This is a genomic window from Bacteroides pyogenes, from assembly GCF_014196225.1.
In the GTDB taxonomy this organism is placed as follows: domain Bacteria; phylum Bacteroidota; class Bacteroidia; order Bacteroidales; family Bacteroidaceae; genus Bacteroides; species Bacteroides pyogenes_A.
The window spans coordinates 214563-237545 of sequence record NZ_JACIDI010000004.1 but is presented as its reverse complement, the minus strand read 5'-3'; the positions used below and the strand labels follow the sequence as shown (position 1 = coordinate 237545).

Annotated in this window: 18 protein-coding genes and 2 pseudogenes; 8 read left to right on the top strand and 12 right to left on the bottom strand. The window is 51.8% G+C overall.

All coding sequences use genetic code 11. From position 1 onward, the window contains the following. Together GGR07_RS04330 and GGR07_RS04325 are read left to right on the top strand one after the other, a co-directional pair. Positions 1-389, top strand: a 389-nt coding sequence (locus tag GGR07_RS04330) for a hypothetical protein (RefSeq protein WP_183200469.1), incomplete at its 5' end; no start/stop codon positions are given. A gap of 681 nt (positions 390-1070) precedes the next feature. Then, positions 1071-1574 (top strand): DUF3836 domain-containing protein, encoded by a 504-nt coding sequence (locus tag GGR07_RS04325; RefSeq protein ID WP_021646087.1) that lies wholly within the window; start codon positions 1071-1073, stop codon positions 1572-1574. Between the two features lie 676 nt (positions 1575-2250). Here GGR07_RS04325 and msrB read toward each other — a convergent pair. From msrB to GGR07_RS04310, 3 genes are all read right to left on the bottom strand, one after another. Then, positions 2251-3279 (bottom strand): peptide-methionine (R)-S-oxide reductase MsrB, encoded by a 1029-nt coding sequence (gene msrB, locus GGR07_RS04320; RefSeq protein ID WP_021646084.1) that lies wholly within the window; start codon positions 3277-3279, stop codon positions 2251-2253. A 141-nt stretch (positions 3280-3420) separates the two neighbouring features. Further along, complete coding sequence (locus GGR07_RS04315; RefSeq protein WP_021646083.1) at positions 3421-3633, bottom strand: hypothetical protein; 213 nt, start codon at positions 3631-3633, stop codon at positions 3421-3423. Then, entirely contained in the window at positions 3615-3770 is a 156-nt protein-coding gene (locus GGR07_RS04310; protein ID WP_021646082.1) for a hypothetical protein, read from the bottom strand. Before GGR07_RS04310 ends, GGR07_RS04315 begins: the two co-directional genes overlap by 19 nt. Before the next feature lies 1 nt (position 3771). Here GGR07_RS04310 and GGR07_RS04305 point away from each other — a divergent pair, with 1 nt between their 5' ends. Beyond that, positions 3772-4140: a hypothetical protein gene (locus GGR07_RS04305; protein WP_021646081.1), complete on the top strand. Its 369-nt coding sequence runs from the start codon at positions 3772-3774 to the stop codon at positions 4138-4140. On the opposite strand, the gene GGR07_RS04300 is transcribed toward GGR07_RS04305, so the two are convergent. The 5 genes from GGR07_RS04300 to GGR07_RS04280 form a co-directional block, all read right to left on the bottom strand. After that, positions 4116-5519 carry a TolC family protein gene (locus GGR07_RS04300; RefSeq protein ID WP_021646080.1) on the bottom strand — a complete coding sequence of 468 codons (1404 nt, stop codon included), beginning with the start codon at positions 5517-5519 and terminating at the stop codon, positions 4116-4118. The genes GGR07_RS04305 and GGR07_RS04300 overlap by 25 nt on opposite strands. 69 nt (positions 5520-5588) lie before the next feature. Then, a complete protein-coding gene (locus tag GGR07_RS04295) occupies positions 5589-6698 on the bottom strand; it encodes an efflux RND transporter periplasmic adaptor subunit (protein ID WP_021646079.1) in 1110 nt (369 codons plus the stop codon). A gap of 22 nt (positions 6699-6720) precedes the next feature. Next, the gene (locus GGR07_RS04290; RefSeq protein WP_122056475.1) at positions 6721-7962 is read right to left on the bottom strand and encodes an ABC transporter permease; all 1242 of its coding nucleotides are present in this window, start codon (positions 7960-7962) and stop codon (positions 6721-6723) included. 12 nt (positions 7963-7974) lie between these two features. Then, positions 7975-9234 (bottom strand): ABC transporter permease, encoded by a 1260-nt coding sequence (locus tag GGR07_RS04285; RefSeq protein ID WP_034543040.1) that lies wholly within the window; start codon positions 9232-9234, stop codon positions 7975-7977. Positions 9235-9402: 168 nt separating this feature from the next. After that, on the bottom strand, positions 9403-10119 hold the full coding sequence (locus GGR07_RS04280; protein ID WP_021646076.1) for an ABC transporter ATP-binding protein: 717 nt from the start codon (positions 10117-10119) through the stop codon (positions 9403-9405). Positions 10120-10352: 233 nt separating this feature from the next. Here GGR07_RS04280 and GGR07_RS04275 point away from each other — a divergent pair, with 233 nt between their 5' ends. Further along, on the top strand, positions 10353-11333 hold the full coding sequence (locus GGR07_RS04275; RefSeq protein WP_034543078.1) for an ROK family protein: 981 nt from the start codon (positions 10353-10355) through the stop codon (positions 11331-11333). Positions 11334-11683: 350 nt separating this feature from the next. Here GGR07_RS04275 and rplS read toward each other — a convergent pair whose 3' ends face one another. Beyond that, positions 11684-12037: a 50S ribosomal protein L19 gene (gene rplS, locus GGR07_RS04270; protein WP_021646074.1), complete on the bottom strand. Its 354-nt coding sequence runs from the start codon at positions 12035-12037 to the stop codon at positions 11684-11686. A 164-nt stretch (positions 12038-12201) separates the two neighbouring features. Here rplS and GGR07_RS04265 point away from each other — a divergent pair, with 164 nt between their 5' ends. The 3 genes from GGR07_RS04265 (at position 12202) to GGR07_RS04255 (ending at position 17016) form a co-directional block, all read left to right on the top strand. Beyond that, a complete protein-coding gene (locus GGR07_RS04265; protein WP_034543043.1) occupies positions 12202-12987 on the top strand; it encodes a 5'-nucleotidase C-terminal domain-containing protein in 786 nt (261 codons plus the stop codon). 22 nt (positions 12988-13009) lie between these two features. Continuing rightward, positions 13010-13840: a bifunctional metallophosphatase/5'-nucleotidase gene (locus tag GGR07_RS04260; protein ID WP_021646072.1), complete on the top strand. Its 831-nt coding sequence runs from the start codon at positions 13010-13012 to the stop codon at positions 13838-13840. Positions 13841-14157: 317 nt separating this feature from the next. Then, positions 14158-17016: a glycoside hydrolase family 3 N-terminal domain-containing protein gene (locus GGR07_RS04255; RefSeq protein WP_122056687.1), complete on the top strand. Its 2859-nt coding sequence runs from the start codon at positions 14158-14160 to the stop codon at positions 17014-17016. On the opposite strand, the pseudogene GGR07_RS14150 reads toward GGR07_RS04255, so the two are convergent. The 3 genes and pseudogenes from GGR07_RS14150 to GGR07_RS04245 all read right to left on the bottom strand — a co-directional run. Further along, positions 17009-17731: pseudogene (locus tag GGR07_RS14150) on the bottom strand (DsrE/DsrF/DrsH-like family protein); the annotation flags it as partial. The gene GGR07_RS04255 and the pseudogene GGR07_RS14150 sit on opposite strands and share 8 nt — an antisense overlap. An 86-nt stretch (positions 17732-17817) precedes the next feature. Beyond that, positions 17818-19459, bottom strand: a pseudogene (locus GGR07_RS04250) (FAD-dependent oxidoreductase); the annotation flags it as partial. Between the two features lie 373 nt (positions 19460-19832). Next, the gene (locus GGR07_RS04245; protein ID WP_034543045.1) at positions 19833-20057 is read right to left on the bottom strand and encodes a hypothetical protein; all 225 of its coding nucleotides are present in this window, start codon (positions 20055-20057) and stop codon (positions 19833-19835) included. Positions 20058-20256: 199 nt separating this feature from the next. Here GGR07_RS04245 and GGR07_RS04240 point away from each other — a divergent pair, with 199 nt between their 5' ends. Continuing rightward, on the top strand, positions 20257-22920 hold the full coding sequence (locus GGR07_RS04240; RefSeq protein WP_021647355.1) for a DUF5689 domain-containing protein: 2664 nt from the start codon (positions 20257-20259) through the stop codon (positions 22918-22920). Positions 22921-22983: the final 63 nt, after the last annotated feature.

The following is a 22983-nucleotide window of genomic DNA, read 5'->3' as shown; positions in this document are numbered from 1 at the left end:
TGCGGGAAGCCGATACAGCAGGAGCAACTCTACAGAGCGGGCAACGGAAGACAGGAGCGGCAGACACTCCTCCCGCAGGGAAAGCACCCGAAGAAGTGTGGAAAGCGATGCGGGAAGCCGATACAGCAGGAGCAACTCTACAGAGCGGGCAACGGAAGACAGGAGCGGCAGACACTCCTCCCGCAGGGAAAGCACCCGAAGAAGCGTGGAAAGCGATGCGGGAAGCCGATACGGCAAGAGCAACTCCACAGAACAGTCGACGGAAGGCCGCAGATCTTCACACTCCCAAAGAATGGAAAGTTCAAGGAGATAACCTATTCCTTTATTTACATACCGAAGCCTCCGCAGAACGAAGGATACGATTGACTTTAATTCTTCATAAGCCATGAACCGGAAATTCTGCGGAGGTTTTCATACAACCATAGCCCAAGATAATCGTAATAGATCAGTTCAGAAAGCGCCCCGCCAATAGTACCAGCGAGAGCTGACAGCAGAGATAATCGTAATAGAACAGTTCAGAAAGGCGATCTTCGTCTATGTTCTCATATAACCATAACCCGAGATAATCCTCTGTTTTTCTTGTTTTCTCTCTCTCTGGGCAAGGCATACATTATATAAATCACTCTCTGTGAAAAGGTGGTATCCGGAAAAACGTCAGAGTTGCCGACATGTTGAGATGTACTTTTCTTTGCGAACAAGCGGGGATTTTTTCTGTGTAAGTGCATTTTCGCGCTCACTAAAAACATTTATGACCGGGCAAACGAAAACAACCTTTCAGGCAGGCGAATGTTTATCTGCATGGTATTTCGGCAAGAGAGGTTTCTTCCATAGCATTCTTTCTTTTCACTTTCCATCCGTCCGCCTGCGGACAAAAGAGTGTCCGTTTGCGCACAAATCCAACTGAATATCACCTCATTATCAACACATTAATAAGATGGCACAGATATTGTTTTACTCCGACTGACGAAGAACATACATAAAAAAGCATAGCAATTGCAACCATTCGATGTATTGGTTCCGTCTAATAGATAAAGAAAGGGAAATAAGTAAACCAATAAAAACATACAGTCATGAAAAAGAGTTTTTTATCCAGAATCACGATTCTATTGGGAATCTTAATTGCAAGTTTCAGCTATACGGGACTGAACGCACAAGAAAGCGGCAACTTCATCACGAATGAAGAAAAGCAAGGCGACCTCATCGTATCGAAAGTTATTTACAGATTAGACGGATCGCTCTACCGTCACATGAAGTATGATTTCACTTACGACGAACAAAAACGAATGACATCCAAGGAAGCCTTCAAATGGGATTCCAGACGCGAGAAATGGAGTCCGTACTTCAAAATAGACTACACCTATTCTGACGGGCAAATCACTCTGACATACGCCCGTTGGAACGAAGCGCACAAAGCCTACGATGCCCAAGTGGAGAAAAGCGTATATGAGCTCAACGAAAATAATATACCGGTGGCCTGCGTGAATTACCAATGGAAAAACGATAAACCAAAGCAAGCAATAGCTTTTCCTCAACAACAGAGTTGTGAAACTCTGCTCTCTCTTAAGATTAATTGATTTATAGCCGAACGGGGCAAAGCAAAGCCGGAAAGTCTTCAAAACGAAGGTCCGCACCGCACGGTTTTCTCTTGAAACAAAGGAAGGCGGACCGAAGTAATATTCGAGAATGAAAAGCTTTAAAAGCCGAAGCCTCTTTGGAAGAAATCCCTCTTATTCAGCTCTTTTCGTCTAAAAAAGAATAAATAAGGGGGATTGTTATTATAATATCGCTCATGAGAATAAGTCTGTCTCGATTTTCTGTCCCGGATATGGCATCGACTTACTAAATAAAAAAGATGTGTCAAGCCCATGAAAATAAGCCGCCCCGGTTTTCTGTTAAGAGCCTATTTGGACAAGTACGATGGGAACCGATATGTAAAACATTTCAGAAAATAAGATTGTCTATCCCCGGCAAAATAGCTTCGATGAGAACCGATATGCAAAGCATTTACCTGTTAGAGTCGAGTTCTTGTAATGATGACCGGGCAACTCAGCTCCCAAGAAAGCCTTCGTGGCTTGATTGTTGATGGCATCGACCTGCTGAAATAACCACCAAGCCTAATGGAAGCAACTCTGCCCGGCTTCTTTTTTAAGCCAATCGTAGTGTAAAACACATCGGTTTTCTTTATCAACAGCTTCGATTTTCTTCTTTTTCAAGCCAACCGTAGTGTAAACAACGCCTTCATCCTACACGTCATTTTACCAGATACAGGTATTCCCCATAACCCTCTTCCTGCATTTTCTCTTTCGGGATAAAGCGGAGCGAAGCGCTGTTGATACAATAACGAAGTCCGCCTCTGTCCATCGGGCCGTCGGTAAACACATGCCCCAGATGGGCATCACCGGTTTTGCTGCGCACCTCCGTACGTATCATTCCGTGCGAAGTATCCTTTTTCTCCTCGATCAGCTCCTTGTCAATAGGTTTGGAAAAGCTGGGCCATCCGCACCCCGAATCGAACTTATCGGTAGAAACGAACAAAGGCTCTCCGGTAGTGATGTCCACATAAATGCCGGGGCGATGCTCATCCCAATATTCGTTGCGGAAAGCGCGTTCTGTGGCATTCTGCTGCGTCACGGCATACTGTTCGGCAGTCAGCGTGCGGCGCAAAGTTGCGTCATCGGGCTTCTTATAAGTCTTGGCAACCGGCGCATTGGCTTTCTTCGCAAGAGCAAACAAAGCGGGATTGATATGGCAGTACCCCGTAGGATTTTTGTCCAGATAGTCCTGATGATATTCTTCCGCCGGATAAAAGTTCTTCAGTCGTTCCACCTCAACGACGACAGGCGCTGTATAGCGCGTGGCGAGATTCTGCAAAGCGGCTTTCACCACAGGGAGGTCAGCCTCATCCGTATAGTAAATACCCGTCCGGTACTGGCTCCCGCGGTCGTTTCCCTGCCGGTTTATGCTGGTAGGGTCGATGGTTTGGAAGTAAAGCTCGAGCAACAAGCTTAACTTCACCATCTCCGCGTCATACACTACTTTCACCGCCTCGGCGGCATTAGTTTCGCCCGTGCATACTTGTTCATAACTCGGGTTAGCCACCCGGCTGTTGGCATACCCCACTTGGGTGCTTTCCACCCCTCTGATTTGCTTCAGGAAGTGTTCCGTTCCCCAGAAACACCCGCCTGCAAAATAGATTTCCGATTGTTTTTCCATTGGTTTGGTAATTCCCGGCAACACATTACTCATCAGTAAAAGCATTGCAATCATTAAACGTTTCATATTCGTAATCTCTTTCAATAGTAACGAGGGAAATTACAGTTATGTTTGCAAAAACATCATAAAATACCATTAATCCCGGCCGACTATAAAAGTAAAAGCCGTTTCAACTTACCATCCTCAAGCTGAAACGGCTTTTACAGTCTATGTGGAAAGATTGCCGCTGAAGGTCGTCAGTTCGGAAGTAATGACTTCTGCCTGTATGGAATATATCTCACGTAATCCGTAGGAGATAGTCTGGTGGATAAACTCTTTTTTAATCATTGTCCGGTAGCCATATATTCGCTGTTTTTTCAGCCAATATACGGTCGGCCGGGCAATGCGGAAAGGAGAACCTGCTATCTTCGCATACGCCACCAAACGTATATGCCGAAGAAAGGAATGCCCAAAGCAACGATGAGGTAGAGCATCTTATATACGGTACCACCCTCCTTGACTAATACCGGCATGAGAAGAAGGGCGATAATCATGTAGATAAAATAAAAGGCTTCCATAATGAGAATTGCTTTCGTGTATTCAAAAATAAGTAAAGCGAATGAGAATTACAAATTATTGCTTGAATACAAGCATCCAACGGAAATTGAAGCCGACCGAACCGGGAAGGTTGGGATAACGACGGCCTCTCCGGCACATGGCTTCATGTATTTGTCGTTTCGTGATCTCCGCATCGGGATCGACACGGCGAATGGCATTATAGACCTTTTCGGTAGTGAACCGATGCGTAATCGCGTGAGTACCGCCGGCTTGAATGAAGCCGAAAGGCACGGTTCGAACATACCCGTCAGAAGCGGATTCACTATTTCAGCTTCCGAATACAAAGAATCGCCGGAAAACTTGTTTCATTCAATGGCCTTGCCTTTATAGAAATCGAGTATCTTAGTCCGGAACAAATAGTCGTACTTGGCTTGCAGGCGATCCGAAAGGGCTTTGGTGAGATTCAGCTTCGCCTCGTTGAACTCTATCGAAGTAGCCTTGCCTTGATTATACTTTTCATTCACCAGGCGGAACGATTCCTGATTGGCTTTTACCGCCGCCTCGCCGGCCGCATACTTGCCCTCCGCAGCCACCGCATTGTACCACGCCTGCTGAATCTCTTTATAAAGCGCCTTCTTGGTGTGATCCAGTTCCAGAGCGAGATTGGCTTGCTGCAAACGTGCCGCACGCACCTGATTCCGGGTAGCGAACCGATTGAAGACAGGTATGCTCAGGCTGAAACCGACATATTTGTTCAGGTTGTTCTTCATCTGGCTGCCGAAACCTTTCTCCGATTTTCCATTCACGGTATAATAGTTCGTGCCCAGTCCCGCACCGAAAGAAAGATGGGGATACAGTTGCGACTGAGCAATACGAATACGGTTAACACTTCCCTGCAAACGGTATTCCGCCGCTTTCACACCCGGTTTGAAAGTCAGAGCCTGCGCATAGATGTCATCCGGCTGAGTCAGAGGCAAAAGCTCCAACTCCTCTTCCGGACTTTCGAGTACCAACCTTTCGGGCGTGGAAAGTTCCAGCAGCTGACTCAACTCCAGCAGCGAAAGCCTATAAGCATTGTCCGCCTGAACCGCCGTCATCTCATCCTGCGCCACACGGGCCTTTGCTTCCGCCACATCGGGAGCAGCAGCTTTTCCCACCTCATAGAGTCCCTCGATACGCTTCTGCTGCTCGGCACTCATCTCCACTTGTTGCTTTGCCACTTTACTCAGCTCCATATTGAAAAGCACCTGCAGATAAGCGGAGGTAACATTGATCGCTATATCCTCTTTCGCCTTGTTCAAGTCTTCGATGGCAGCTGCCAGATTCAGCTTGGCAAGCGTGTACTGATTGGAGAGCTGCAACCCCGTAAAGAGAGGAACGTTCGCCCCTACGCTGAAGTTTGTATTGGCGCTGTTTATGTCGCGATAAGAGTTATCCACGGGAGAAGGCGATCGCCCCCAGCTCCAGTTCTGACTTGCAGTGCCGTTTACATTCGGCAAGCGTGCCCATTTAGCCGTATTCACATCTACTTTATTCTGCTCCGCCGCATTCGCCGACTGACGAATCCGCAAATTATGCTCAATGGCATAGTCGATGCACCGACGCAACGACCACACTTGCCCCCGGTCGGTCGGTTCCTGTCCGTAACACAATCCCGCTCCACTCAACAAGAGAGCAGTGAAGACGAAAGAGAAAAGTTTTGCCGCAGCGGCTTTCTCCCGCCTCAGGAAGTTTCGGGTTCCTTTTAAAGTCAAATTAAATATTATCATCGAAATCAGTTTAATGAGAAGTTTCGGGTTCCTTTTAAAGTCAAATTAAATATTATCATCGAAATCAGTTTAATGATTGGTTGGTTTTTTCTTCTCCGCTCCTCGTATTTTATCTTTGGCAGTCACTCCCTTTTTAATCTCTATTTTGATGCCGTCGCTCATTCCCGTTGTCACTTGAGTACGCCTGAACACCTGCGAAGGCACGGAGTCCGTCATGACGTACACAAACGTAGAGTCTCCGCTGAACTCCACACAGCTTTCGGGTATTGCCAGTACTTTCTCCGCCCGCAGCAACACGATTTCGGCATTGGCCGAATAGCCCGCTCTTATCTGCACCGAATCGGGAACAGCAATAGCCGCCTTGATTTCGAACAGATTGGCTCCGTTTGTCTCCACTCCTTTGGGCGAGATATATTCGAGCGTCGCATTGAAGTTCAGTTTCTGCAAAGCGCCGATGGAAAGCTTCACGGGCATCCGTTCATGAATGCGCCCGACCTCCGTCTCGTCGATGTTGCCGCGAAAAATGAGATCGTTCATGTTTGCCACCGAAGCAATGGTAGTACCGTCGTTGAACGTATTGCTCATGATCACCGAATTGCCCGCCTTCACCGGCACATCCAGTATCAGCCCGTCGATGGTCGAGCGAATCATCGTACTGCTGATCGACGCGTTGCTTTTCGTAATCCCTTCTTTAATGATTTCGAGATTATCCTTTGCCGTTTGCTTTTCTTCGCGCGACTGCTTCACAGCTACTTCGCCCTTTTCGTATTCCTCCCTGCTGATCAGTTGGTCATCGTACAGCTTCTTGATGCGGGCAAACTCCGTCTCTGCCTGAGCCGAGTTTATCTCTGCCAGCCGCACACGGCTTTCCGCCGCATTGAGTTGTCCAAGCTCGGGAATCACTTTCACCTTGGCTATCACCTCCCCTTTCCTCACGCTTTGTCCCGCTTCCTTATACACTTCGGCAATAATTCCGGAAATCTGCGGCTTAATCAGGATTTCATCTCTCGGCTCCACCTTTCCCGTAGCAACCGTCGTTTTTTCCAGATCCGCCACTTCCGGCGTCACAGTCTCATACACCGTCACCTTAGGGCGTGACTTCTGATAAAGGAAAACAAATGTCCATACAAGAACAAGAGCCATAATTACCAGGATTGCGATTTTCAAATACTTTTTCATATACTATTGTTGTTATTTTGAATTATTCGTCTCTGATCGCGTCAATCGGCTTCACCGCCATTGCGCGGTAGGCAGGCGCCAATCCCGCCAGCATCCCCAACGCGATAAGAAGGATGCAGGTTCCCACCGCCAGCCCGAAGCCGACCTGAAACCTTGCCGTTCCGCCGCCGGCATTGGCATTCATCTCTACCACATGCAGCACCATCACGGCAAAGGAGATGCCGCACATGCCTGCGATAGTAGTGAGCACGATGCTTTCGGAAAGAATCTGCTGCAATATATCCTTCGGGCGCGCTCCGATGGCACGGCGGATACCGATTTCGGTCGTGCGTTCTTTCACGGTCACCATCATAATGTTCGACACGCCGATGGCTCCTGCCAGCAATGTCCCCATCCCCACCATCCAGATCAATATCCGGATACCGGTAAACAGGTTATCGACCATCGAGAACATGGCTTCGGCATTCAGATACATGAGCGCCTGCTTGTCATCCGGAGCGATGTAATGCGCTTTTTTGATGATCTGTTCCATCCCGGGCTGCACATCAGACACCTTCACACCCCGCTTCACGGTGAAGCAAAGCACATCTATCCGGCTTCCCAGATTATACGTCTGCTGCATAGTGGTAAAAGGGAGAACCACCGCTTCCGAAGCCCGCCCTTGTATGCTCATATTCCCTTCGGAAGCAGACATGCCGATAACGCGGTAATAGATGCCGTCCAACCGTATATACTTGCCGCAAGGATCCTCACCCGGGTTGAAAAGGCTTTCATATACCCGCTTCCCGATCACACAGACTTTACGCGCCTCATGGATATCCACGTCGTTGATATACCGTCCGTACCTCATATCCTGCGGTTCGATATGAAGATAATCGGGATACAGTCCCTTTACGTTGCAATCGTATTTCTTCTCTTGATACACCGCTTTACCTCCCCAACTCGATACGCTCGGGGTAATGACATCCACCTCTTTCACCTGCGAGCGGATCCGTTCGATATCCGCCGTTTCCAATTCCCACCAACGTCCTTTGCGGAACCCTTTGTACGCCTCGCCTGTTCTCCGGGCAGCCAGAAAGCCTGAGTTCGTGGCAAACCCTTCGAAGTTTTTCTTCATCATGTCTTGCATTCCCTGTCCGCCCCCGATAAGAGCCACAAGCATAAAGATGCCCCAGAACACGCCGAAAGCCGTCAGCAGGCTTCGCGTTTTGTTTCTCGTAATGGTGAGGAGAATTTCCTCGAATGTATCTCTGTCTATTTTCATACTGCTTTCGAACTAATCGGCCCTTAATGCTTCAATCGGCCGGATTCTCGCAGCTTTCCTCGCAGGGAACAATCCCGCCAGCGTGCCGGCTATAATCAGTGTCAAGGTGGCCTGTACCGCAATTCTCAAATCGACCGTCGGATCGAGAAAGACCGTTGTCGTCCACATTCCCGTATCCATTGTCTGCTTGCCGAAAACATTGTTCATCCACTCCGTTGCGCCGATACCCGCTACCATACCGACGTATCCGAAAATCGTGGTGATGGTTACGCTCTCTACGATAATGAGTCGGAGAATCGAGAAAGGTTTGGCGCCAAGCGCCTTGCGGATGCCGAATTCGCGCGTACGCTCTTTCACGGTGATCAGCATGATGTTGGATACCCCTACAATGCCGCTCAACAGTGTAAAGATACCGATCACCCAAATAGCCGTGCGCAATATCCCCATTCCTTTTTGCTGTTGCAGGTATTGCGTAAACCGATTCCAGATCCACAGCGCGCTCTTGTCGGCAGGGTCGAAGCGATGGTTGGCGGCAATCACTTTGCGATACCGCGTTTCGAAAGCCTCGTTCTGCTCTACCGATTCCAGCCCTTTGGTGGTCATCACTATATTGCTCAGCTTGTCCCCTTTGTTATAAATGGTCTGCAAGGTAGTGAAAGGGATATAAGCGTCTCTGTCTCCGCTGTCGCCCTTATCGTCATAGATGCCCACTATCCGGTAAGTAACGCTGCCCGCATTCACCGTCTGCCCCACAGGCTCGACACGCGCCTTGCCGAACAGAATTTCCGCAGTTTTCTTATGTATCACCGCCACCTTCCGGCGCTCTTTGATGTCTACTTCGTTGATGAACCGCCCCTCGATAATCTTTACCGCTTCCACCTCCGTATAATTCGGGAAAACTCCTCCAAGATCGAGGCTTACGTATTCGGAACCGAAACTCAGGTTCACACTGCCCTGCCAGACAATGCCGCCCGCCTTGATCACATGGTCGGGGAAGTGCTCGGAAGTCGCGTTCAGGTCTTTATTGTCGAGCCGGATGAATCTTCCTTCCTTCAATCCGTCATAAGACCTGGTAGTTGTGCCGGGATAAATCTTGATGGAGTTCATCGCACGCTCCGAAGAAGATTCTTCGAACGCATGAATCAACCCGTTTCCCGCTCCGAGCAACACAATCAGCATGAAGATTCCCCATGCCACGGCAAACCCCGTGAGGAATGTCCGCAGCTTGTTTCTCCGGATCGTACTGAATATTTCTTGCCAAAGGTCTATCATTTCGATTTTTCTGTGATTTTCTGTTTTCAAACTAGTCCGCACCTTCCGGCCCGGTTTTTATCGACTCATGAAACCCATTCCTTTGGAACGGATGCAGCTTCATCTTCTCTCATCGACCCCGCTGAACTCCCGTCTGCTTTTTCCTATTCATGCAGATGCGGGCTCGCGCTATTTCATCAACCCGCCAGCTCCGAAAGGAGAAGAGTCGTGCGCGGAGTTCTCTTCTATCCGTTCGATGATACCGTCTTTGATGTGGATAATGCGGTCCGTCTCGTTGGCCACTCCGCTTTCATGAGTCACCACTACGATGGTCATCCCGGTTCGGTGCAAATCTTTCAATATCTGCATCACCTCTCCCGAAGTCTTGCTGTCCAACGCTCCGGTCGGTTCGTCGGCAAGGATGATTTGCGGCTGCGTAATCAACGCCCGTGCAATGGCTACACGCTGTTTCTGTCCTCCGCTCATCTCGTTGGGCATGTGATGCGCCCAGTCTTTCAAGCCCAGCCGGTCGAGGTATTCCAATGCCAGCATATTCCGCTTCTTGCGTCTCATTCCCTGATAGAACAGGGGAAGCGCCACATTCTCCACCGCATCTTTGAAAGGAATCAGGTTGAACGACTGAAAGATAAAACCTATCATCCGGTTGCGGTACTCCGCCGCTCTCGTCTCGCTCAGGTTTTTGATCAGTACGCCGTTCAGGCAGTAATCACCGGTATCGTAATTATCCAATATCCCCAGTATATTGAGCAAGGTCGATTTCCCGGAGCCCGAAGCCCCCATAATCGAAACAAACTCACCCCGCCCGATTTCGAGATCGATGCCCTTGAGCACATGCAGAGGAGCACCGTTATAATAGGTTTTGTTGATGCCTGTCAGATGAATCATTATTTTTAAGCTTTTAGATATCTTTTATCCGTATGTTTTTCAAAGTTCGGCAATCTGCACTTCAGTATGTGCATGAGAGTTGTCAACTTTCCCATTAGACGAAAGCAATATACGAAAAGTTGCAAAGGAGCCGAACTTTTTTTAAAAAACATTTTGCTAACTCAATCTTCTTTGCGTAATTTGTGAATTATAATTAAGGAATAATTAACTAACCCTATAAATATAAAAGTATGATGAATTCAACCATGGAAAAACCCTACGTAGTAGGTATTGACATAGGCGGAACGAATACCGTCTTTGGAATTGTGGATGCGCGTGGGACCATCATTGCCAGCGATTCTATCAAGACTGCCGGGTACCCCACTGCCGAAGAATATGCGGACGAAGTATGCAGACACCTTCTTCCGCTGATCGTGGCTAATGGCGGTGTGGATAAAATCAGGGGCATCGGCATCGGTGCGCCCAACGGAAACTATTATACCGGAACCATCGAATTTGCTCCCAACCTGCCTTGGAAAGGAGTCATTCCGCTGGCCGCCATGTTCGAAGAAAGACTGGACATACCCACGGCGCTTACGAACGACGCCAATGCCGCAGCCATCGGCGAAATGACTTACGGCGCAGCGCGCGGTATGAAAGATTTCATTATGATCACACTGGGAACGGGCGTAGGTAGCGGCATCGTCATCAACGGACAGATGGTATACGGCCACGACGGGTTTGCCGGCGAGCTGGGACACGTCATCGCACGCCGCGAAGGACGCGTATGCGGCTGCGGACGCAAAGGCTGCCTGGAGACTTATTGCTCGGCCACAGGCGTAGCCCGCACTGCACGCGAATTGCTCGCCGCACGCACGGAACCGAGTTCGCTACGCGACATTCCGGCGGAAAGCATCACATCCAAAGACGTGTACGACGCAGCCGTAAAAGGCGACAAACTGGCGCAGGAGATTTTCGAGTTTACCGGCAACATCCTGGGCGAGGCATTGGCAGACGCCATCGCTTTCTCCAGCCCGGAAGCAATCGTACTGTTCGGCGGCCTCGCCAAATCGGGCGACTACATCATGAACCCGATCAAAAAGGCTATCGAAGATAATGTGCTCAACATCTACAAAGGGAAGACCAAATTGCTCGTTTCCGAACTCAGGGATTCGGACGCCGCCGTTCTGGGAGCCAGCGCACTGGCCTGGGAGTTGAAAGACCTGAAAGAATAAAGAGGCGAACCCGCCCGAAACGGACCAAAAGGATGATTTCGCGGACATGCAGCAGGATAAAATACAGTCCGCCTAAACTCCCGAGACGGACAAACAGGACGACTTCGCGTCTTCCGGTTTGAAACGGCAAACCACAGCAAGGGGCTGTCCGAAAAGCGAACCGCCCTCCAAAAGTCGGGTACAAAACTTTTGGAGGGTACTTCAAAGCCGGACAGCCCCTTACATTTTATACATCTTTCTAGCCGGACACCTTTTTTCAAACAGCCGATTAAGGGGATATTCCTCAACACCCACAAAAAAAGGAAACCCCTTTCGGAATTTCCTTTTCTATCTCGAACGAAGAGCAGGGATTAACCCAAAACTCTTTTTTCTTTGATTCTGGCTTTCTTACCGGTAAGAGAACGCAGGTAATATAGCTTAGCGCGACGAACTTTACCTACCTTGTTCACTTCGATTCTATCGATAGCCGGTGATTCGAGCGGGAAAATTCTTTCTACGCCGATTGTTCCTGACATTTTACGCACAGTAAAACGCTTCTTGTCTCCGTGACCGGAGATTTTGATAACAACGCCGCGGTACTGCTGCACACGCTCTTTGTTACCTTCAATAATACGATATGCCACAGTCACAGTGTCTCCGGCTTTGAAGCTCGGATGCTGTTTTCCGGTAGCAAATGCTTCTTCTGCAATTTTAATTAAATCCATTGTAGCTATTATTAAATTGTTTGATCGTTACAACGCAACATACCAAGCATCTCATCTCTTCTTGACAGCGATTGCGCGAAAGCGGTGCAAAGTAACGAATTATTTGTCAGATAGCCAAATGTTTTTCGTATATTTGTGCCTGTTCTAAACAAAAAGCTACAAGCATGAAACAAACTTACCGAAAGTTTCTCACGGCAGCAGTGCTGACAAGCCTGTTCGCGTTCTCTTCGTGCCATTCGCCGCGGGAAGCCGCCTCACGCTACTACGTATCCCAAGCGACGGGCAGCATGATTACCATCGACTCGGCATGGGACCGGAATCCCGACGAAAAGACAAGCAAAGTGTTGAACCCCTACAAGAAAGAGATCGACCGCATGATGTACGAGGTCATCGGGACGAGCGCCATGAGAATGGAGAAGGAGATGCCCGAAAGCCTGCTCTCGAACCTCGTGGCGGAAGTGCTCCGGGAAGCTGCGGCGCAAGTGTTGGGCAAGCCCGCCGACATGGGACTGATCAACATGGGAGGGTTGCGAAACATTCTGCCTCAGGGCGATATAACGGTGGGAACAGTGTACGAGATTCTCCCCTTCGAAAATTCGCTTTGCGTGCTCACCATCGAAGGGCGGCACCTGAAACGCTTGTTCCAATCCATCGCATCGCTGCAAGGAGAGGGAGTAAGCGGCGTCCGCCTCGAAATCAGCCGGACGGGAGAGTTGCTGAATGCAACCGTGGGCGGCAGACCCGTAGAAGACAAACGGCTCTATACCGTCTCCACCGTCGACTATCTGGCAGACGGCAACGGACGCATGGACGCCTTGCTGCAAGCAGAGAAACGCCAATGTCCCGAGAACGCTACACTGCGCAAGCTGTTTCTGGATTACGTACGGAAGCAGACTGCCGACGGAAAGGCGATTACCTCGAAGCTCGACGGGCGAATCAGTATCAGATGAACCAAACTTCAATACCGTGTATATGAAAAAATTGCATACATTACTCATCGTGTGCTTCATGTGGGGACTCGGCTTCTCCGCATCGGCACAGAAAACCAAACAGCTTATTATTCTCCAGACAAGCGACGTGCACAGCCGCATCGAGCCTATCAACCAGAAAGGAGACAGAAATTACAAAGAGGGGGGATTCGTACGCAGAGCCACCTTCCTCAACCGCTTTCGCAAGGAGAACGAACATGTACTCTTGTTCGATTGCGGAGACTTCTCGCAGGGTACACCTTATTATAATATATACAAAGGCGAGGTGGAGGTGAAACTGATGAACGAAATGGGCTACGACGCCTGCACCATCGGAAACCACGAGTTCGACTTCGGCTTGGAGAACATGGCGCGCCTGTTCAAGATGGCCACATTTCCCATCGTATGCTCCAACTACGATTTGGAGCACACTCCGCTGAAGGGGCTGGTGAAGCCTTACATCATCCTCGAACGGTCCGGGATGCGCATCGGAGTGTTCGGACTGGGGGCCAAACCCGACGGGCTGATTCCGGCGGAGAAGTGCGAAGGAGTGGTTTACAAAGACCCCGTCCGCGTGTCGAACGAAACCGCCGCCCTGCTGAAATCGAAAGGGTGCGATGTAGTGGTGTGCCTTTCGCACTTGGGCATACAGACGGACGAATGGCTGATAGCCGACACCCGGAATATCGACGTAGTGCTGGGCGGACACTCGCACACCTTCATGAAAGCCCCCAAAACGTATTTGAATGCCGACGGAAAAGAGGTACGGCTGATGCACACCGGAAAAAACGGAGTACGCGTCGGACGCCTCGACTTAACTTTAACGCGTAAATGAAACTGATTTCTTCACTGTTCATCCTGCTGTTCCTTTCGCTCACCGGATTCGTAATGAAGCCGACGCACTTTCATACACAGCTCGCGCAAGCAAAGCGGGCGGAAGAGGTCTCTCTGTCACGCAAAGCTGATAAAACAGCGAAGGCATCTGCGACACAAAAACGGCAGAAGCCGGCGCCATCTCCCGAAGCATCGGAACGCCCGCCCGGTTTATCCGCTTCCCAACACCCTTCTTCACCGCTCCTGCCAGACGGGAATCCCCGCCTGCTGCAAAAGGCGCTTCAGGACAAACGCTGCCTCCACTGGGTAGACTCGGTGATGGAAAAGCTCAGCCTGAAGGAGAAGGTGGGGCAACTGTTCATCCACACCATTGCGCCGGTGAATACCAAACAAAACCTCGCGGTGCTGCACGATGCGGTCGACACCTACGGCGTCGGGGGGCTTCTCTTCTCGGGAGGGACGCTGCAAAACCAAGCGGTGCTGACCAACAAGGCGCAACGCCTTGCCAAGATTCCGCTCCTGATTACTTTCGACGGCGAATGGGGGCTGTCGATGCGATTGCGGGGCACGCCCGTTTTTCCGAGAAACATGGTACTGGGATGTATCCGGGACGACAAACTGATTTATGAATACGGGAAAGAGATGGCGCGGCAGTGCCGGCAAATCGGGGTGCAGGTAAACTTCGCCCCGGTGGCGGACGTCAACATCAACCCCGAAAATCCCGTAATCAATACCCGTTCGTTCGGGGAAGACCCGGAGCGGGTGGCGGATAAAGTCATCGCCTATGCCGCCGGACTGGAGGATGGCGGCGTGCTGTCGGTCTGCAAGCACTTTCCGGGGCATGGCGATACGGACGTCGATTCGCATAAGGCGCTTCCGGTGCTCCCTTTCACCCGAGAGCGTCTGGACAGCATCGAGCTTTATCCTTTCAAAAGGGCCATACGCGCCGGACTGGGAGGCATGATGGTGGGACACCTGCAAGTTCCCGCCATAGAGCCGGCGCGCGGACTTCCTTCCTCGCTCTCGCGCAAGGTGGTACACGATCTGCTGGCAGGAGATCTGGCTTTCAAAGGGTTGGTATTCACCGATGCCCTCGCCATGAAAGGCGTTGCCGGAAACGACAACGTATGCGTGCGCGCCTTAAAAGCAGGCAACGACATGGTGCTGGCTCCGCGCAACCTAAAGAAAGAGATGGCAAGTGTGATGGACGCCATCGAAAAAGGCGAGCTGAAACGGGAGGAAATAGAGGCCAAATGCCGCAAAGTGCTGATGTACAAATATGTGTTGGGCCTGAAGGAAAAGCCCTACGTGCAACTCTCCGGACTGGAGCAGCGCATCCATACCCGGCAAACGGCCGACCTGATCGGCAAACTGAACCTGGCGGCAATCACCGTGCTGCACAATAAAAACCAAGTCTTACCCCTTTATGGGGACAAAGGGCAGAGCGTGGCCCTCTTGGAGGTCGGCGCCAAAAACAGCATGGACGCGCTTGCCGGGCAACTCTCGAAACACGCGCCGATCACCCGCTTTCGCCTGCGTCCGGATTTGCGGGCGGAAGAAGCGAAGCGGCTTCAAGACTCGCTTTCCGCCTACAAGCGGATCATTGTCGCCGTGAGCGAACAGCGTCCGGCTTCCTACCAACCGTTCTTCGCGAAGTTTACTCCCCATTCGCCTACCGTTTACCTGTTCTTCACGCCCGGAAAAACGATGCTGCAAATTCACCGCGCCGCAGACCGCGCCTCGGCGGTGGTACTGGCGCATACCGCCCATAAAGACGTGATGACACGCACGGCAGATGTGCTGTTCGGCAAAGCTACCGCCGACGGACGACTCTCCGCAAGCGTCGGAGGAGTGTTCCGCGCGGGAGCGGGAGTGACTGTCGGCCCGCAGACTCCCCCGCATTTTGTTCCCGAAGAGTACGGCCTTTCTTCCGCGAAGCTGCTACGCATCGACTCCATCGCCTCGGACGGCATCCGGCAGCAGGCTTATCCCGGCTGCCAGATCGTGGTGATGAAGGACGGACATATTTTCGTAGACAAGGCTTTCGGCACTCAGGCGGGCAAGGGAAGCGCGCCGGTAAGCCCCACAGACCTCTACGACCTGGCGTCGCTTTCAAAGACCACCGGAACACTGCTGGCGCTGATGAAGCTCTACGACAAAGGACGGTTCAACCTCACCGACAAGATAGCGCGCCACCTGCCTTTCCTCCGGCAGACAGACAAGAAAGACATAACCATTCAGGAACTGCTGTTCCACGAGTCGGGGCTGCCCTCTTTCATCCCTTTCTACCGCGAGGCGATCGACGACGACAGCTACAAAGGAAAGCTCTTCAGCGGCCGCAAAGACGCAAACCACACGCTTCTCATCGGTCGCGGCACGTGGGCGAATACGAAGTTCAGGTTCAAAAGCGAATATATTTCGCCCGTCAGAAAAGAGCGATACACCGTCCGCATATCGGACAAATGGTGGCTCAACGCTTCGTTCGAAAAAGCAATCAAAACGCAAATCGCCGAAGCCAAAGCAGGAGCCAAGCGGTATGTGTACAGCGACATAGGGTTCATCTTGCTGGGAATGATGGCCGAGCAACTGGCGGGAATGCCCATGGACGAGTATCTGCGGCAGGAATTCTACGAACCGATGGGGCTGGCACGGACAGCATACCGCCCGCTGCGCCGCTTCAAGCCTTCGGAAATCGTGCCTTCGAGCACCGATCTCTTCCTGCGGAAGGAGACGTTGCGCGGATTCGTGCACGACGAGGCATGCGCCTTCCACGGCGGGGTGGCGGGCAACGCCGGACTGTTCTCCACCGCGCGCGATGTGGCGAAGGTTCACCAGATGCTGCTGAACCAGGGCGAGATGGACGGGAAGCGTTACCTGAGCAAAGAGACCTGCCAGCTGTTTACCACCGAAACATCAAAAATCAGCCGGCGCGGGCTGGGCTTCGACAGGCCCGACACGCAGCGCCCCGAAAAGGGCAACTGTGCTGCCGGCACGCCCGCCGCAGCCTACGGGCATACGGGCTTCACAGGAACCTGCGCGTGGGCAGACCCGGTGAACGGGCTGGTTTATGTCTTTCTGAGCAACCGCACCTATCCCGACGCCACCAACCGCCGCCTCATGACACTCGAAATCCGCGAGCAAATCCAGCAGGCGATATACGACGCGCTGATCAGATGAACAGGTTGACGTTCGCCTTATCGGCGCGCTCCATGTACGTAGCCACGCCGCTAATCGTCACCTCATCGAGCAGTTCCTCGCGCTTCACGCCCATCACGTCCATCGACATCTGGCAGGCGATAAACTCCACTCCATTGTCCAGCGCCTGCTGCCTGAGCGACTCCAGCGAATCGATTCCCTTACGGTTCATGATATAACGCATCATCCTGCCGCCGATTCCCCCCATGCTCATCTTCGAAAGCTTCAGGTTCAACGAGCTTGAAGGAAGCATCATGGCGAACATCTTTCCGAAGATATCCTTTTCCACAGCTGGCTTCCGGAGCTTTTTAATCACGTTCAGCCCCCAGAAGGTGAAGAATACGGTTACCTTCTGCCCCGTAGCCGCCGCTCCGTTGGCAAGAACGAACGTAGCCAGCGCCTTGTCGAGATCGTCGCTGAACATAATCAGCGTTTTCCCCTTATCGTCGCACGAAGTCACCAGATTGCACGCCTTGGGCTCTCCTTTCTCTATCACCGCCACCGCTTTTCCGCCCTGCGATTCGGTAGAAACCAGATGGTTGCCCGTAGAATTGCACCATGCCCCCGCATCGCGCAGGAAACCGGGGTCGGTTGAAATAATTTCCACCCTTTCGCCCGGCGCAAGACTGTCCATCGCCTTCTTCATTTTCAGTACCGGGCCGGGGCACTGCAAGCCGCATGCATCCACACGTACCGTCACGGCTCCCCCGGATGCCGCTTTGCCTGCCGCACCGTTGCCCGAATCCGAACCGCTCCTGCCGGCATCCCCTCCGCCCGGCGTCACGGGAGCCGTAGCGGCATGATATGTCTTCAGCCCGCCCGAAAGGTTGCGCACCTGCTTAAACCCGTGCTGCGCCAATATGCGGCACGCCAGATAGCCCCTCAGCCCCACGGCGCAGAACACGTAAATCATGCTGTCTTCGGGCAGTTCCCCCAGCCTGCCGCGCAGCTCGTCGAGCGGGATGTTCACGGCTCCGGGCAGCGTTCCCAAAGCAAACTCGTCCGGTGTACGGACGTCCAGCAAAAGTCTGCCGTCGGTTCCGCCGTCGCGCAACTCCCTCCAGTAAACCGGTATCATCCTGTCGCAAATCACATTTTCGGCCACGTATCCCGCCACCGCCACCGGATCCTTTGCCGACGAGAAAGGAGGGGCATACGCCTGCTCCACCTTCATCAGGTCGTAAACCGTTCCCTGCCGTTTCAGCACGAGCGCGATCTGGTCGATCCGCTTATCCACGCCGTCGTATCCCACGATCTGTCCGCCGTATAGCCTTCCCGTTTCTTTACCGAAGGTAATCTTGATGCTCATCGGCATTGCGCCGGGATAGTATCCGGCATGCGAATTGGGGTGAACGGTAACCGAGAGATATTCGATTCCCTCCTGACGCAGACGCTTGCCGGGCAACCCCGCAGAAGCCACCGTCAGGTCGAACACCTTGGCGATGGACGTGCCTATGGAACCCTCGTAAGGGATACGCGCTCCGAGCATATTGTCCGCCACAATGCGTCCCTGCCGGTTAGCAGGACCCGCCAGATAGTTGAGCCAAGGCTTTCCGGTGATGGGGTGGCGGAACTCTATCGCGTCTCCGATGGCATAGATCGCCTCGTCCGAAGTTTGCAGATAATCGTTCACGGCGATGCCTCCCGCCTCGCCGATCGCCAGCCCTGCGGCACGCGCCAGCGAAGTCTCCGGACGTACGCCGATGGAAAGAATCACCACATCGGCGGCAATCGAATGTCCGTCTTTGAGGCAGACCTTCAGTCCGTCGTCCGTTTTCTCGAAAGACGCCACCGCCCGGTTCAGGTAAAGGTCCACCCCTTTGTCCGCCAGATGCCCGTGAACGAGCGAGGCCATGGAAAAGTCGATCGGAGTCATCACTTGGTCCGCCATCTCCACAATAGACACCTTTGCCCCGAGCGCATGCAGGTTTTCCGCCATCTCCAGCCCGATGAACCCCGCTCCCACCACTACGGCCCTGCGCGGGCGGTAGCGGTCGACGTGCCGCTTGATGCGGTCCGTGTCGTCTACATTCCGCAGCGTGAATATGCCTTCGAGCCCGATGCCCGGCAGAGGCGGGCGTACGGGAGTGGCGCCCGTAGAGATCAGCAGTTTGTCGTAAGTTTCCTCGTATGTCTCTTCACCCCGGCGGATGGCGACCGTTTTTCTCGACCGGTCGATGGCCGTCGCCTCGCTCTCCGTGCGCACATCGATACGGAAGCGCGTGGAGAATCCCTCCGCCGTCTGCACGAACAGCTTTTCGCGTTCCTCGATCACTCCGCCTATGTAGTAAGGCAATCCGCAATTGGCGTAAGAGATATGCTTCCCTTTCTCCACGAGAATAATCTCCGCAGCCTCATTCATTCTTCTGATACGGGCGGCAGTGGTAGCTCCTCCCGCGACACCGCCGATAATAATTATTTTCATAAAATCCTGTTCAAATAGTTTCCTTAGGAAATAACAATCCCGGCGGGCAAAATGTTCTCTGTTTCCGCCCTAAAATTTACTGTGATATTCTTTCTTGCCGCAACTGCAAAAAACGGCCAAAAACACGAAAATCGATCAGAATATATTTTTTAAAATATATTATTATTATATCTATATATATTATTAAGTGTTCCACAAAGCGTTCCGCCTTAAACTACGAAACCCTCGTAATAGTCACTTATACAAAATATTACGAGACTAAAAAAGCGTTCCACTTAGCGTTCCGCTTTTCCGGCGCTTTTTTCACGCCCGGCAGAGGCTTTGTTCCGACAGGAGGGAGCCTCCGTTTCGCTTCGCCGGAAGCTCCGTTTCATCAGGCAGAGCCTCCGTTTCGCTCCACCGGAAACCTCGTTTCATCAGGAGGAATCTCCGTTTCATCCGCAGGCAGAGCCTCCGTTTCGCTCCACCGGAAACCCCGTTTCATCAGGAGGAATCTCCGTTTCATCCGCAGGCAGAGCCTCCGTTTCGCTCCACCGGAAACGTTACGGCCTGCAGAGAAAGGTCCGGTTTCCACCCGACCGGGCAGAATTTTCCCCATCCGCATTCAAACCGATGAACAAACCGACATCTTCTCCTGAGCACAGCACCGAAACATCGGAACAAAAAAGCGAAAAAACGCCCGGAAACTTTGCTTGTATCATATAAACGAATAACTTTGCTTAACTATTCCGGAGCGAAAAGACAAAGCTCCGGCGATTGACTTAAAAAGATCAATTATTTTACTAAAATAAAACCATATGAGAAATTTACATTTCCTGAAACTAATCTACGGGCTTATGCTTGTAATGATCAGCACGGCTTTTGTAAGCTGTGTGGACGACAATGAAGATACTGAGGCTCCTTTCCTTAAGGTTTCTCTTACGACTCTCAGTTTTGAAGAATCGAACGGACAGCCGTCGGAAGGCGGGCAAGACGCTTTCGAAATCTCGACCAACCGCAAATGGAGAATCGCCATAGCGGAAGAAGACAAAAACTGGGTGACACTCTCGCAATACGAAGGCGAAGGCTCCGCAAGAATTCAGGTAAGCGTTCCGGGCGGAGAGGCCCGCGAAGCGATTATCGCGGTGGAAATGTTCAACAAGGTAGGACCGTTGATGTCCGAAAACGTTACCATCAAGCGCGGACAGATAGTTCCTGCAACGTTAATCTATAAAGAAACTTTCGGAACCAAGGGCGACAAAGACGCCAACAACAGGTATCCTTTTGTCGACCAGTACGACGGGTGGGAGAAATCCGGAGAGGGTTCGGCAACGGTGACTTACAAAGGCAAGGGGGCATCTCTCCGCAAGTCGGGCAAACTGAGCGAAGGCTACGAAGGCGCGTCAGGCTCAACCAAGTTGTTCTTCGGGGCGAATGCCGAGTTCGAGGTACAAAAAATCACGCTGAAAGAATCGCAGACCAACCTCCGACTGACTTTCGGAGGAAACTATTCGAAGAACAACAACGGAACTTACGACAACGAGTTCAAACCGGAGAAATTCCACTTCTACCTCAGCGCAGACGGTGAAAAATGGAGCGCCGCCGTACCTTACGAAGCAAAGAAAGCGAACGACTTCTGGGTGTTCGCCACTGCGAACTTCACGCTGGGCAAAGCAGTGGAGACGCTATACATCAAATTTGCGGCCGACGAGGCTTCGGTATTCTCCATCGACGACGTGACACTGGTTACCGGAAACGGAGGGACTGTTATCAACATGGAAGCAGCCGAGGAACCGGCTACGACTACCACCGACGCGACATCCATCACGGAAACTTCGGCCACGCTCGGAGGAACGGTAAGCAATGTAGACGAAAGCAAATTGACGGAAGTAGGCGTAGAATATATCGCATTCAGCACAGGAACCGTTACGGGAATCGACTGGACAAAAGCGAAAAAAGTAACCGCACCCAAAGCGACCGCATGGACAGTCACCATCAAAGATCTGAGCAAAGATACGCAATACGCATACCGCGCATTCGCAACGACCGCTTCGGGCACATTCTACGGAGAAACCAAGACCTTCGTTGCGACGGCTGCCTCAGTAACCCCGATCGCCATTGCCGATTTGGTGAAAAAGATGACGGAAACGGCTACAGCCGTAGATAAGGATTACACCATTGAGGGCATTATCTGCGGAGACCCGGCAGGTAAGAACTACGCCTACGGAACGTTGTATGTGATGACAAAAGGCGCGACGTCGGCAGGCAACGCCCTGTCGCTTTACAACAACAAGATAGACATTACCAAATTTGCAATGGGGCAAGAAATCAAAGTAACCCTGAAAAGCGGAACGGCAAAAATACAGAAGCGTTTCGACACCCCGCAGGTGGAAGGATTTACTGAGGACGATATCCAGATCGTATCGGCGAACAATCCCGTCGACCCGGTTAAAGTAACGGTAGACCAACTGGCTTCGTTCGTGTGTATGCCCGTAACCATCGCCGATGCAAGCACCGACCAGTCGGGAACATGGAAAGACGCAGGCTCATGGAAAAGCCATACGTTCAAAGCGGGCGGACAGTCGTTTGCAGTCTACATCAACAAGCAGGCCGTTCCCTTCGAGGGACAATCGTACTCGGCAACCACGGGAGACATCACGGGTATCGTATCTATTTTCAAAGGGGCGGGACAAATCGCGCCGCGAAACCTCGACGATGTGAAGGCGTTTGCTTCGGCCAAGCCCGTCATCGTATCGGCAACTCCTTCGTCCATACAGTTCCCGTCGACGGGAGGCAACGAAACAATCACGCTGAAAATAACGAACCAAGGAAGCAACGAACTTTCGCAGGAAGGGCTCAGCGGAATACTCTCGGCACGCATTGAGGGAGAGCGAGTGATTGTGACCGCAAAAGCCAACGAGAGCAACGAAGACGTGACGCAAAGCCTCACCATACGCATTGCCAACGGAAACAGCATCATTGTTCCGGTAAAAGTTTCGGGCAAGAAAGCCGATGGGGACACGAAGGGAGAGTTCGGTTCGATGACCCCGTTCCTCTTCGAAAACGGAGTAGCCCATTACAATGCGTGGGGAGAAAAGTTAAACACGGACATCTATTGCCTTAAGCTGGGAACAAGCAGCAAAACCGGCTCCTTCACCACAGGAGCTTTGGGAGTGACCGGCGACAAGAAACTCTCGTTCTATGCGGTTGCATGGAAAGGAAAGAGCGCGAAGGTCTACATCAGAGTGAACAATGCCGGAAGCGTGGAAGGAGGGAACATGGTATCGCCCGCCTCAAACGAGGGGGCTACAAAAAGTCAGCCCTACACCATCACGTTTACCGATGCGGACTACTATACCCTTAATCTGAAAGGGTTGACGGAAGCTTCCACAATCACGATCAGCACCGATCAGAACTTCTCCTCATCGGCTGTAAACAACAATAATGCACGCACCATCATGTGCGGATTCCAATTATATTAACGCTACAAACAGTTATCCGTCCGGAGGGCAATCACCGATGCAACCGGACGGATAGCCTTTTAC